The organism is uncultured Dokdonia sp., assembly GCF_947492815.1.
In the GTDB taxonomy this organism is placed as follows: Bacteria; Bacteroidota; Bacteroidia; order Flavobacteriales; family Flavobacteriaceae; genus Dokdonia.
Map to the genome: position 1 here is coordinate 81,694 of NZ_CANLOB010000015.1, position 13,323 is coordinate 95,016.

The following is a 13,323-nucleotide window of genomic DNA, read 5'->3' on the forward strand; positions in this document are numbered from 1 at the left end:
CGAGGTGCAAATTTACATATAAATAAGTTATTTGCAAATATAAAAACATAAAAAAACACTTAAAAAATCGATTTTATTCATTTAATACCACAATGTAAGGTATCTTTGTACACAAATGCAACCATAACTAACATTTTTAAAAATAATATGGAAGGTGTAAAATTAAGTGTTCAAAAATATGCGCTAGGATTAGGATTACTAGCTGGAATTACTAGAATTTTTATAGATATTATTCCTAAAACACTCGATTTCTCTGCAATAGCTTGGTACTTTACATACGCAGTAGCATTTATTTTTGAAATTATTTTTATAGTGTATGCCCTTAAAAAGTATAAAAAAACTAATGGATCTTTAGACTTAGGAGAAGCCGCTAGAATAGGTGTCATTATTATGCTTATTTTAGGATTTCTCTTTACTAGTTTTGCATATATATATGACAATTTTATCGATCCAGAATTTACAATGAGTAAAACGCTTGAGCTAATGGAGAGTTTTAATCCAGAAGGTATTAAAGAAAAAGAAACTCAATTTGCCGATGCCAATGAAAACAAGGCTAAATCTTTATTAGGAATTTTAACTTATACACTGTATTTTGTGTTCCTAGGAGCTGTAATTTCATTAATTGCAGGAGCCGCATTGCGTACAAAAGAATCTGAATAATATGCAACTATCTGTTGTTATCCCCTTGCTTAATGAGCAAGAATCTCTTAAAGAATTACACCATTGGATTTCAGAAGTAATGGAAACCAACGGTTTTTCCTATGAGATTTTATTTATTGATGATGGAAGTACGGATCAATCGTGGAGTGAGATATATACGCTTTCGCGAAAGCATACCCAAGTAAAAGCTATTAGGTTTAGTAAAAACTATGGTAAATCTCAAGCCTTACACGCTGGCTTTGCTGCTGCACAAGGCGATGTAATCATTACCATGGATGCCGATTTACAAGATAATCCCGAAGAAATTCCTGAGTTATATAAAATGATTACAGAAGAAGGTTATGATCTAGTTTCTGGATGGAAAAAGAAACGATACGATTCTGTAATTGCTAAAAACCTCCCCAGCAAACTATTTAATGCTGCGGCACGTAAAACTAGTGGATTAAAGTTACATGATTTTAACTGCGGACTTAAAGCCTACAAAAAAGACGTTATCAAAACAGTAGATGTATATGGAGAAATGCATCGTTATATCCCTGTGCTAGCTAAAAATGCTGGTTTTCCTAATATTGGTGAAAAAGTAGTACAGCATCAAGCACGTAAATATGGTACTACAAAATTTGGTATGGAACGATTTATTAATGGTTTTCTAGACCTATTAACTATTTGGTTCTTATCAAAATTTGCTAAAAGCCCTATGCATCTTTTTGGAGCACTCGGCGTTTTTATGTTTTTTATTGGATTTTGTTTTTCACTTTATCTCGGTATAGATAAACTATTTATAAATCCTGAAGGACGTTTGATTACAGATAGGCCAGAATTTTATATTGCCCTCGTAGCTATGGTTATAGGAGTGCAACTATTTATTGCTGGATTTATTGGAGAGCTTTTACAAAGATCTTCTAAGGATAAAGAACGGTATCAAATTAAAGAGACTATATAAGATCTCTTTAAACTATCTGCGTATTAATGTAAAGTGCCCATAATACTCTGCTCCTTCATAATTGATACGATACCAATAGGCATTAGTAGGCATTAAGACACCTCCATACGTACCATCCCATCCCCTATCATTATGCCCCATTGCATATAGTAGTTTTCCAAATCTATCAAATATGGTTACTTCCAATCCTTGATAATTTACTGCTTCGTTTACATGCCAGAAATCGTGAGTACCATCATTATTTGGTGTAAAATAACGAGGAGCACCTCGTATTAAAATAATCTCATTATACGCATTACAACCTTCTAAATCTCTTACCAGAAGATTATAATATTTGGGAACTAGACCCGTAAAATTACCATTAGTTTGAGAAGTCACCCCTCCATCTATAGAGTACAATAAATCTATTGATGTATTACTAGGTGTCACTATAATAGAATTGTATTGCTGAAAATCTGAAACTTCAATACTAATATCAAATATCTCGGTTTCTGTAACATTAAACTGTATATTACCTGTACACCCTTCTAAACTTTCGACAGCTACATTATAGCTACCTGCTTCATCTACAATGATACTAGGTGTTGTTTCGCCAGTAGACCACTGATAAGATGCATATTCGTTATCTGTAACTAATGCCAATCCTCCATCTGAGGTACAAAAATTTACATCCTTATTCTCTTCTTCAACTCCTAATAAAATTTCGAAAGTCACCTCCCCTATTGCAAGACAATCTGCGCTATTTGATACTATATAATAAACGCTTAAAAAATCTAATGCAATTAAGGAATGTGGTACCGTACCCAACGTTAATTGATTCACTTGCACAACAACATCATCTAATGTCAAATAAAATTCTACTGTAGATCCATCAGAGAAGTTTTCGAGTATTACATCTCCTAAATTTTGCAAAGCAGCCCATACATCTTGTTTACTCAATAATATATCACACAACTCATATGTAAAATTAGTGCCAGCAGGATTAACCGAAACATCAAGTGTTACTTCTATGATATTATTACAAGACTGATCATCTCCAATTACTAAGTATACCACCTCTCCATTAAAATCATTTAGGTAGGTAGTAGGACTCACAATAGGATCCTGATCTAATTGAGCATCTTCTAAGGAGTTATAAAACCTATATAATAAATTATTTGTCTCAAATTCGGCATTTGCAAAGTCTACTAAGTTAAATACACTTCGCCCATCATCCATTCCATCTATATCACATTGAGTAAAAACAACAGCTTCTGGAAGATCTATTAAAGGAATGATTTGTACAAACTCTACAAAAGTTTTTGGAACGCGATCGGAAAATTCAAACGTCACAGTAACGGTATATAATCCAGCTTCTGTAAAACTATGTGTAGGGTTAATAGCCGTAGATGTATTATCTGCTCCACTTGCAGGGTCTCCAAAATCCCATAAAGCAGCCGTCACATTTGCATTAGGATCTACTGTAAAAACAGTTTCGTCATTCTCGCAAATATTATCTATCGTAATAAAAGATTCAAAAAAAGACTGTATATATTGTGGTAAACCAAATGAACTACTTCTAAATCCTAAACCTACCGAGTTTTCACTAAAATTTACCGAAGGACCTACTAATTTTGGATTATTAATTACGGATATATTTATACCTGGAAGTGCATGATAAATTTTTCGATTCATTGCAATTTGTAATCCCCCAGCAAGATCACTTAACAATCCATTTTCAAGATCTAGTACCGTATATCTTGAACCCACTATAGATGGTTCATTTAGATCATATTGCTCAATAATAATACGATCAGATTCTCCTTGGCTATTTACTGTTTTTCCGCTAAAATATAATTTAGAGGAATCTGATGAAAATTCAACTCCATAATATACAAGATCGTCACTGATCAATAATTGATTATCTACAACACCTGTGGCATTATCAAAATCATATAAATATGCAAGTCCTCCTAAACTAGGTTCAAACAAGCAATGTGATATAGCTAATCTAGATCCATTAGGAGCTATTTTCATAGCGCCTCTAAAATTTTCAAAATCATCAATATTTGGACCAATTGTAGAGATCATAGGAGATACTCCTGGTGTATTAACGACTCCTGTACTATCTAATAGATATGCATAAAATGTATCTTGAAAATGGGTAACTATCCAATAATTAATTCCATCATCAGTTTCTACAACAGAAATTTTCTCAGATCCTTCTACTAATAGGTTTGTGTTCTTCTCTATAACTTCGCCCAATCCTCCGTCTCCTAACATAGAAACAATAGAATAGTTGATCCCATTACCCATGCCTGTGTTTTGATAAGCTTGAACCTCATCTGTTGTAAAGACATAAAAAATAGAATCACTTCCAGGTAATGGAACAATAACAGCAGATTGTGTAGATGATAAACTACCTAGTAAATCAGTCCCATTTAGCATAACATCATTATTCCTATTCCAAATGGTAGTTCCTTCTGTATAAAAAAGAATTTCTCCTGTATCTTTATCTGAAATTGCAGAACATCCCTCTGTAGTATCTAACGCTCCATCATCTATAACTGCAGGAACACCAGAATTGAAATCTAATCCGGCAAAATTTCCAAAATACCAATTAGCTGCATCGCGTTGTGCTAAAGCATGGAAAGATATTAATATGAAAATTATAATAGCTACTAATTGTTTCAATGTTTTGGTTGGGTTTAAATATGATGGTTTAGTTCTATATAAATTCAAATATCTTCGATATTAAGTATAAAATAGTAATTACCGATAAAAATTAACACAAAAACGTATTTTTGTAGTATAATCTTTACGCTAAAAAATGATTTACCACAAACCTGAGATTCTCGACAAAGCAAATACTTGGTTAACTGACACATTTGACACAGAAACACAAGATGCTATAAAAAATAATATCGCACACAACCCAGAAGAACTTGAAGATAGTTTTTATAAAAACTTAGAGTTTGGTACAGGAGGTATGCGTGGAATCATGGGACCAGGCACCAATAGAATAAATAAATACACTTTAGGAAAGAACACACAAGGCCTTTCTAATTACCTTAAAAGAACATTTCCTGATACCGCTATAAAAGTAGCAATTGCCTATGATTGCAGGCATAACAGTAAGGAACTTGCTAAAGTCGTAGCCGATGTTTTTTCTGCAAATGGAATTAAAGTTTTCTTATTTTCAGACTTACGCCCTACCCCAGAACTTAGTTTTGCTGTTAAACATTTAGATTGCCAATGTGGTATTGTTCTTACAGCAAGTCATAATCCACCAGAATACAATGGATACAAAGTGTATTGGGTAGATGGAGGGCAATTAGTTCCACCTCAAGACAAAGAAATCATTCAGGAAATAGAAGGTCTAGATTTTAACGATATTCAGTTTCAAGAACAAACTGATCTTATTAGTTATATAGATAAAGAAGTAGATAAAGCATTTATAGATGCTAGTGTTGCTAATGTAACATCTGAAGTCACTGCTAGTCAAAAAGAAGACCTATCTATTGTCTTTACATCCTTACATGGGACATCTATTACACTTGTTCCTGACACACTACGACAAGCAGGTTTTACCAACCTTCATATTGTGGAAGAACAAGCCGTTCCCGACGGAAACTTCCCTACAGTAGCATCTCCAAACCCAGAAGAATCATCTGCTCTTCAAATGGCACTCACATTAGGTGAAGAAAAAAATGCAGATATCGTTATTGGGACAGATCCAGATTGTGATCGACTCGGGATTGCTGTACGAGATGATGACGGGAAACTTGCGATACTCAATGGTAATCAGACCATGATTTTAATGACGGATTATTTACTGGAACGCTTTCGCGAAAGCAAAAACCAGCAGCATAATCCTTTTGTAGGCTCTACGATTGTATCTACACCAATGATGAAGGTACTGGCGCAATCTTATAATGTGGAATGCAAAATAGGACTTACAGGCTTTAAATGGATTGCTAAAATGATTATTGATTACCCTGAGCAACATTTTATAGGAGGTGGTGAAGAGAGTTTTGGATACATGGTAGGAGATTTTGTACGTGATAAAGATGCAGTAACCTCTACATTACTTGCCTGTACCATTGCCGCTAGATCAAAAGCGCAAGGCAAAACATTATATCAAAAATTAAAAGACTTATATATAACACATGGTTATTATAAGGAATCTCTTATATCACTTGTCAAAAAAGGACAATCTGGCGCAGCTGAAATCAAGCAAATGTTACTTGACCTTCGTGAGCATCCGATGAAAGAAATTAATGGAAGTACTGTTGTTCGTGTAGAAGATTATCAATCACAAACCGCTACAAATATTACAACAGGAACTACAGAACCTATAGATATACCTGCTTCTAACGTATTAATTTACTATACAGAAGATGGAAGTAAAATTGCCGCTAGACCTAGTGGAACTGAACCTAAAGTGAAGTTTTATATCAGTGTTCAAACATCATTAGAGCGCTTATCTGATTATGACACAATTTCAGCACAACTTGATGAACGTATTGCTGGCATAAAAAATGCACTAGGCGTATAAATTAATTTTGCTTTCCTGCCTGCTGGCAGGCAGGCGCGAAAGTATATACATTCTTATGAATTACTTCAAGAAGATTCTGCGCTTTGCGCTTCCATACAAGAAATATGGAATTTTAAATATTATTTTTAATGCGCTATACGCACTTTTTGGTACACTTTCATTTATATCGCTGATACCAATGCTTACCGTGCTTTTAAAGCAAGTAGATCCTGTTAAGGTAAAACCTGTATACGAGACCGCTAAATCTACTAAAGCTTTTTTAGAGGATAGTCTTAACTATTTTATAAATACAAAAGTAGATGAGCATGGAGAGGTATATGTATTGGGGATCATGGTCGGGATCGTAATTATAGTATTTTTCCTTAAAAACCTCTTTGGCTATCTTGCTAATTTCTTTATCACCTATTTACGTAATGGTGTTTTGAAAGACATAAGAGATGTGATGTATAAACGTGTCTTGAATTTAAATTTGAGTTTCTATTCTGAAAAGCGTAAAGGAGATACAATTGCCAGAATTACGTCTGATGTTTTAGAAGTACAACATTCTTTCTTATCTATATTAGAGCTTTTTGTAAGAGAACCTCTCAATATTATTTTTGCGATAGGTAGTATGATTTTTATAAGTGCTAAGCTTACATTATTTGTATTTATTTTTATTCCAGTAGCAGGTTTTATTATCTCCCGTATAGGAAAAACATTAAAAAAGAAATCAAATCAAGTACAAACGGAGCAAGGATATTTTTTATCACTTGTAGAAGAAACGCTTGCTAATCTTAAAATAATAAAAGGCTTTAGCGCTGAAGATCGTTTGCAAGAAAAATTTGAAACCTCTACAGAACGTTTCAAGAACTACAGCAATTCTTTGACGCATAGGCAAAATCTAGCATCACCAGTAAGTGAGTTTTTAGGAATTACTGTTATTGGAACGTTACTTTGGTATGGAGGTAATATGGTATTAAATGTGGACTCTGGATTAAATGGCGCTACATTTATAGCATATATGGGGCTTGCTTACCAAATATTAACTCCAGCAAAAGCTATTGCAAAAGCAAGTTACTCTGTTAAGAAAGGAGATGCAGCTGCTGCAAGAATTCTAGAGATTGTAGAAACAGAAACAGAAATACAAGACGCCCCTAATGCTATAATAGCACCTCTATTTTCTAAAGAAATTTCTATTGAGAATATTTCTTTTAAATATGACCAAGAAACTATTTTAGATAATTTCTCACTAAAAATACCTAAAGGACAAACTGTAGCGCTAGTAGGACAGTCTGGATCTGGCAAAAGTACTATTGCAAACTTGGTAACGCGTTTTTATGATGTACATAATGGCGTAATAAAACTAGATGGTACTCCTATTAAAGAAGTGACTAAAAAGTCTCTTAGAGAACAAATGGGACTCGTAACACAAGATGCCATTCTTTTTAATGATAGCATTAAAAAGAATGTAAATCTTGGTAAGGAAGATGCTACAGATGAAGAAATTATAGAAGCCTTAAAAATTGCTAATGCATGGGAATTTGTAAAAGAATTACCTGAAGGTATTCATACAAATATTGGAGATAGTGGTGGAAAACTAAGTGGAGGACAAAAACAGCGTTTATCTATTGCCAGAGCTGTTTTAAAGAATCCTCCTATTATGATTCTGGACGAAGCAACTTCTGCCCTAGATACAGAAAGCGAACGCTTAGTTCAAAAAGCGTTAGAAAATATGATGCAAAATAGAACTTCTATTGTGATCGCGCATCGGTTATCTACAATTCAAAATGCAGACCAAATTATTGTGATGCAAAAAGGTGTGATTGTAGAACAAGGAAAACATCAAGAACTACTTGACAAAAAAGGAGTCTATAGTAATTTAGTTGCCATGCAATCTTTTGAATAAAAAAAAGCTACTTTAAAAAAGTAGCTTTTTTCAGGTTAAGTATAAGTCTTATTGATACCACATTTGGGGCTCGCAGTATCAAAAAACATATCAAAATAAAATCAACATATGAATTTGGGGTTTCAGTAGGTCGATCATCGTTCAATGATGGTTCAAATATAATGTGAGTTTTTTTAATAACAAAGAAAAAAATGCACTTTATCCTATTAAATATGCATTTTATCGATGTTTGAAAAACAATAAAACCTATAACTCGTTCATTATCAGTAAAAAATTAATATTTCTTTAAGATTAAACTTTTTCAAAAAAAAAGAGTCAAAGTATCGTGATACAGACCAAAATAACAGAAAGTCAACTTATAGAGGACTTAAAAAAGCAACCAAACCGTATTGCTTTTAATACTTTGGTACAAGAATACCAAGAACGTCTCTATTGGCATATTCGGCAAATGGTAAAAAATCATGAAGATACAGATGATGTCCTACAGAATGTGTTTATAAAAGTGCATCGTAGTATTCACTCTTTTAAAGGTGATAGTAAATTATATACTTGGTTATACAGAATTGCTACAAACGAAGCTATTACATTTTTAAACAAACGTGCAAAACAATATCAGATATCTAGTGAAGATTTACAAGAAAGACTTATAAATTCTTTAGAAAGTGATCCCTATTTTGAGGGAGATGAAATTCAAATTAAATTACAAAGAGCGATTCAAAGCCTTCCTGAAAAACAACAAGCAGTTTTCAGAATAAAATATTTTGAAGATGTAACTTATGAAGAACTTAGCGAACTGATGGACACTTCTGTAGGAGCCTTAAAGAGTTCGTATCACATAGCGACAAAGAAAATCACTGAGTATTTAAAAAATGATTAGTGTAAGAAAGATGAAACGATAGTAGAAATGAATACTAATAAAGACATATCAAAAAATAAAGACTATAAAGTCCCAGAAAACTATTTTATAGATTTTCAGGAACGATTACAAGTTCAACTTGAATTTGAGGAACTTATAGGCACAAAAAAAGATACAGGTTTTATAGTACCTAAAGAGTATTTTGAACGACTTCCAGAAAAGATTATTTCGGAGGTACAACAACCTACTAAAGTTGTATCATTATTTAAAACTAAATGGCTGTATGCTACTGCAAGTGTTGCCGCTATTATTATTTTGATCTTACTATTAAAATCACCAGCTACAATAACTCCATTTGAAGATATAGAAAGTGATACAATAGCATCCTACTTAGAAACAGATAATTATTTAATATCTGACTATGAGTTAGGTGAATTATTAACAGATGATGAATTAGATGATTTATCAAATGATATACAATTAGAAGATGTAGAGGTAATAGAATATCTCGATATAACAACAGATCCGTATGATCTAATGACTCAATAAAATACCATGAAAAGAATACTAATAATCGTACTACTAGCATTTACAACATTTGCAAATGCTCAAAGACCAAATAAGGAAAAAATAAAAGCTTTAAAAATAGCTCATATTACTGAACGCGTTGCTCTTTCTACAAAAGAAGCACAAGCATTTTGGCCTGTTTACAATACTTATGAAGATAATATGGAAAGTTTAAGACGTCAAGAACGTAAGCTATTAGGTAATCTTAAAAGTAATTTTGAACAGTTAACTGAAGCAGAAAGTGAAGCTGCGTTAAACAAACTATCTAAATTTTCAAAGGATAAACTCAATAAAAAGGAGCGTCTTATAACAGAACTTAAAGGCATTATATCATCTAAGAAAATTCTCACCTTATTAAAGGCCGAGGAAGATTTTAAAAGAGATCTTTTAAGAAAATTGAAAGAAAGAAGAAGGGATTTTGGAGGTCGACCTAACGGCGGAATGTAAGCCTAACAAGCTTATTTCTTCCACCTGCGTATGCAACACTATCATTTAAGAATCGAAAACTTAAAAGGGATTCTTTCGATATTTCTTTCCAGTGATCTCCGCCATCTTGAGAATATGAAATTCCTGTAAATCCTAATGCAATAAGTTCTTTACCCTTACTATTAGGCACATATTGAACACAACTTTTATATCCTTGATTTGCATTATCTGTAGTTGTTTTCCATGTTTTTCCTCCATCTACTGTTGTAATAACATTAGAAATTGCTGCTTCTGGTTTTGTATAATCTCCGCCGTAAATAATACCAGTAGAAGCATTATAAAAATCCATGGTATAACCACCTGAAGTTTCCGATCCTTGTTGTATGGGAGTATCAAATAACTGCCATGTTTTACCTTTATCTCCACTATACAATACGCGAGACTTTAAGCCACCTGTGACAATCCAAGTATGATCATTTACGACTTTAATATTGGTATCGCTTGCCGCGAAAGCAGCCTCACCTGCAGCTGTAGTTGGTAGCGTACTACAATCTTTCTTCTGCCAACTTGCTCCTCCATCCCTTGTAATAATAATAGACAAACACCCATCTACAGGATCTCCCATTGCAATCCCTTCTTGATCATTCCAAAAAGTCATTGCATCATAAAAAACACCTTCTACTTGTTCTATATACACTAGGTCTATCTTTCCAGTAGTTTTATGTATCCTATATAACAACGCTGGATTATCAATACTTAGCATAAAAAAAGCGTCTGTTGTATTAGCAAGTGATCTAAAAGCTGGTTTCTTATCTAAGAAATCTATAACACCACTATTTTTTGATTTAAAATACGCAGGTATAATAGTTGAATCTTTTGAAGCAGTATCTGAATTAATTTCAAAATGACCATATTTCCCATTACTACCTGCAAATAAAACTTCTTTATTAGAAACTTCTACAGCTCTTATACTTGTAGAGTCTGTATAAATCTCTTCAATAGTTACATCTGTTATAGGAGAAAAAACGATAGCCTCTTCTTTTTTAGCACAAGAGTAACAACAGATAATGAATATAAAAATGATGAATCGCATGGTTTAAATTTTGTCAAAAATAGGACTATTAATAGAAGAAGCAATACCTTTGCATCATAATAGAAATTATGAAATTACATCGCAATCTTGTTTTTGCTGCTGTAGATGCTTTAAATCTCATATTCAATGAGGAGAAGCAAGCTGACAAAGTATTAAAACAAGTACTTAAATTCGATAAACGCTGGGGTGCTCGTGATAGAGGTTTTATTGCTGAAACCGTATACGATATTGTACGTTGGAAACGCCTCTATTCTGAAATTGCTGAAGTGAAAGCTCCGTATTCTAGAGCTAATCTTTTTAGGCTTTTTGCTGTATGGGCAACGTTAAGAGGAATAACTATTCCAGATTGGAAGCAAATAGAGCCTGTACCTACAAGACGTATCAAAGGAAAGTTTGACGAATTATCTAAAATTAGAAAGTTCAGAGAGTCTATTCCTGATTGGATGGATACTATGGGAGAAGAAGCCATAGGAAAACAATGGGACAAAGAACTTGCTGCTCTTAATAAACAAGCACCAGTTGTTTTGAGAGCTAATAGTCTTAAAACAACTCCAAAAGAACTACGCAATATCTTAGCCGATCAAGATATAGACACCACCCTAGTAGATGCATATCCTGATGCCGTTCAATTAGTAGAACGTAAAAATGTATTTACATCAGAAGCATTTAAAAACGGTTTTTTTGAAGTGCAAGACGCCTCTTCTCAACGTGTTGCTCGTTACCTAGATGTTACGCCAGGTATGCGCGTAGTAGATACGTGTGCAGGTGCTGGAGGAAAAACACTTCATTTAGCAGCTCTCATGGAAAACAAAGGGCAGGTAATTGCAATGGATATCTATGAAGGCAAGCTTAAAGAATTGAAAAGACGTGCTAAACGTGCAGGCGCCCATAATATAGAGACACGTGTGATAGATTCTACAAAAGTTTTCAAAAAATTATATGGCAAAGCAGATAGAGTTTTAATCGATGCTCCATGTACAGGTTTAGGAACTATTAAAAGAAGTCCTGACCTTAAATGGAAGCTTCAGCCTGACTTTATTCAAAAAGTAGTAGATCGTCAAGCATCTCTTCTAGAGTCTTATAGTAAAATAGTAAAACCTGGAGGTAAAATGGTGTATGCAACCTGTTCTATATTACCGAAAGAAAATCAAGAACAAATCAAATCATTTTTAGCTACCGAAGAAGGGGCTAATTTCAAACTAGATAAAGACGAAAACATAAGTCCTGCTAAAACTGGGTATGATGGATTTTATATGGCTTTGCTTTCGCGAAAAGCGTAAAAAAAATAAAAAATGAAAAGAATAGTACTATTATTTATAACAAGCTGTGCCATACAATTACATGCACAACAACCCTATTATGACGATGTGGATCTTACACTTACTGGATCAGATTTATATTGGGAATTACAATTAAAACTATCTGTTTTTAATGAAGATTATACGTACGGTGATGTGAGAGATTCTTTTTTAATCACTGATGCAGACCCTACTAATAGTAATGATGTCCTTCTTGTATATGGCTTTAACGATTCTGATGGAGATTGCACAACAGACAGAACAAGAGATAATGATAATTTTGGAGGCGATCCATGTGAATATAATCGAGAGCACGTATTTCCAAGAAGTAGGTCTATGCCTCCCATGGGTGATGCTGTAAATAGTGCTACGGGAATCGTGGCTGATCCTCACAACTTACGTCCTAGTGATGTACAACGTAATGGGAATAGAGGATCTAAAAAATTTGATGATGGGTCAGGAAATTCTGGAGATGTAAATGCGGGCAATTGGTATCCTGGAGATGAGTGGAAAGGAGATGTAGCTCGTATTATTATGTATATGTATGTAAGGTATGGAGAACAATGTCTCCCTGAATTTACAGGTATAGGCCCTACAGAAGGAGACACAGATATGCTACAAGTCTTTCTCAATTGGAATGTAGAAGATCCTGTTTCTGAAGTTGAAAATCAACGTAACCCACAATTAGAAATTGAATACGGAAGCCGTAATCCATTTATAGACAATCCAAGTTTTGCTACATTAATTTGGGGAGGACCGCCAGCAGAAGATCCTTTTGATCTTTTAAATACAGAAGATTTTACAGCACCAACTATAGAAATGTATCCAAACCCTGCTAGTAATTATGTTTCTATAACTACTACTCAACCATTACAAGTTATTTCTATTTATGATATTACTGGAAAATTAGTGCTAAAAACTACAACAGATAGCACTATGTCTACCACGATAAATACTTCTAATTTTAAAACAGGTTTTTACTTCGTACAAACACAAGGAAGTACTCAGAAACTAGTTATTAGATAATAACTAGTTTCTATGTAAAACAAAAAAGCGGG

11 protein-coding genes are annotated in these 13,323 nt (G+C 33.6%); 9 read left to right on the forward strand and 2 right to left on the reverse strand.

Annotated elements, in window-relative coordinates:
• The first annotated feature begins 147 nt into the window (after positions 1 to 147).
• Together Q1A01_RS14320 and Q1A01_RS14325 are read left to right on the forward strand one after the other, a co-directional pair.
• On the forward strand, positions 148 to 660 hold the full coding sequence (locus Q1A01_RS14320; RefSeq protein ID WP_299682179.1) for a DUF4199 domain-containing protein: 513 nt from the start codon (positions 148 to 150) through the stop codon (positions 658 to 660).
• A gap of 1 nt (position 661) precedes the next feature.
• The gene (locus Q1A01_RS14325) at positions 662 to 1,603 is read left to right on the forward strand and encodes a glycosyltransferase family 2 protein (protein ID WP_299682182.1); all 942 of its coding nucleotides are present in this window, start codon (positions 662 to 664) and stop codon (positions 1,601 to 1,603) included.
• 12 nt (positions 1,604 to 1,615) lie between these two features.
• On the opposite strand, the gene Q1A01_RS14330 is transcribed toward Q1A01_RS14325, so the two are convergent.
• Positions 1,616 to 4,276: a T9SS type B sorting domain-containing protein gene (locus tag Q1A01_RS14330; RefSeq protein WP_299682185.1), complete on the reverse strand. Its 2,661-nt coding sequence runs from the start codon at positions 4,274 to 4,276 to the stop codon at positions 1,616 to 1,618.
• 136 nt (positions 4,277 to 4,412) lie between these two features.
• On the opposite strand from Q1A01_RS14330, the gene Q1A01_RS14335 reads away from it, so the two are divergent.
• The 5 genes from Q1A01_RS14335 (at position 4,413) to Q1A01_RS14355 (ending at position 9,895) form a co-directional block, all read left to right on the forward strand.
• The gene (locus Q1A01_RS14335) at positions 4,413 to 6,140 is read left to right on the forward strand and encodes a phospho-sugar mutase (RefSeq protein ID WP_299682187.1); all 1,728 of its coding nucleotides are present in this window, start codon (positions 4,413 to 4,415) and stop codon (positions 6,138 to 6,140) included.
• Between the two features lie 55 nt (positions 6,141 to 6,195).
• Positions 6,196 to 8,025, forward strand: a complete 1,830-nt coding sequence (locus Q1A01_RS14340) for an ABC transporter ATP-binding protein (RefSeq protein ID WP_299682190.1) — start codon at positions 6,196 to 6,198, stop codon at positions 8,023 to 8,025.
• Positions 8,026 to 8,350: 325 nt separating this feature from the next.
• Positions 8,351 to 8,902, forward strand: a complete 552-nt coding sequence (locus Q1A01_RS14345) for an RNA polymerase sigma factor (RefSeq protein WP_299682193.1) — start codon at positions 8,351 to 8,353, stop codon at positions 8,900 to 8,902.
• Positions 8,903 to 8,929: 27 nt separating this feature from the next.
• Positions 8,930 to 9,430, forward strand: coding sequence for a hypothetical protein (locus tag Q1A01_RS14350; RefSeq protein WP_299682196.1), 501 nt, complete (start codon positions 8,930 to 8,932; stop codon positions 9,428 to 9,430).
• 6 nt (positions 9,431 to 9,436) lie between these two features.
• On the forward strand, positions 9,437 to 9,895 hold the full coding sequence (locus Q1A01_RS14355; RefSeq protein WP_299682199.1) for a sensor of ECF-type sigma factor: 459 nt from the start codon (positions 9,437 to 9,439) through the stop codon (positions 9,893 to 9,895).
• Here the strand turns inward: Q1A01_RS14355 and Q1A01_RS14360 are convergent.
• Positions 9,879 to 10,967 (reverse strand): oxidoreductase, encoded by a 1,089-nt coding sequence (locus Q1A01_RS14360; protein ID WP_299682202.1) that lies wholly within the window; start codon positions 10,965 to 10,967, stop codon positions 9,879 to 9,881. The two genes, Q1A01_RS14355 and Q1A01_RS14360, sit on opposite strands and share 17 nt — an antisense overlap.
• Before the next feature lie 68 nt (positions 10,968 to 11,035).
• Between Q1A01_RS14360 and Q1A01_RS14365 the strand changes: the two genes are divergently transcribed.
• Positions 11,036 to 12,247, forward strand: a complete 1,212-nt coding sequence (locus Q1A01_RS14365) for a methyltransferase domain-containing protein (protein WP_299682205.1) — start codon at positions 11,036 to 11,038, stop codon at positions 12,245 to 12,247.
• Between the two features lie 12 nt (positions 12,248 to 12,259).
• Entirely contained in the window at positions 12,260 to 13,291 is a 1,032-nt protein-coding gene (locus tag Q1A01_RS14370) for an endonuclease (RefSeq protein WP_299682208.1), read from the forward strand.
• Positions 13,292 to 13,323: the final 32 nt, after the last annotated feature.

Coding starts and splice junctions, on each gene's coding strand:
- Q1A01_RS14340 (WP_299682190.1), top strand. CDS start 6,196: ATGAATTACTTCAAGAAGATTCTGCGCTTTGCGCTTCCATACAAGAAA.
- Q1A01_RS14325 (WP_299682182.1), top strand. CDS start 662: ATGCAACTATCTGTTGTTATCCCCTTGCTTAATGAGCAAGAATCTCTT.
- Q1A01_RS14350 (WP_299682196.1), top strand. CDS start 8,930: ATGAATACTAATAAAGACATATCAAAAAATAAAGACTATAAAGTCCCA.
- Q1A01_RS14370 (WP_299682208.1), top strand. CDS start 12,260: ATGAAAAGAATAGTACTATTATTTATAACAAGCTGTGCCATACAATTA.
- Q1A01_RS14365 (WP_299682205.1), top strand. CDS start 11,036: ATGAAATTACATCGCAATCTTGTTTTTGCTGCTGTAGATGCTTTAAAT.
- Q1A01_RS14335 (WP_299682187.1), top strand. CDS start 4,413: ATGATTTACCACAAACCTGAGATTCTCGACAAAGCAAATACTTGGTTA.
- Q1A01_RS14320 (WP_299682179.1), top strand. CDS start 148: ATGGAAGGTGTAAAATTAAGTGTTCAAAAATATGCGCTAGGATTAGGA.
- Q1A01_RS14355 (WP_299682199.1), top strand. CDS start 9,437: ATGAAAAGAATACTAATAATCGTACTACTAGCATTTACAACATTTGCA.
- Q1A01_RS14360 (WP_299682202.1), bottom strand. CDS start 10,967: ATGCGATTCATCATTTTTATATTCATTATCTGTTGTTACTCTTGTGCT.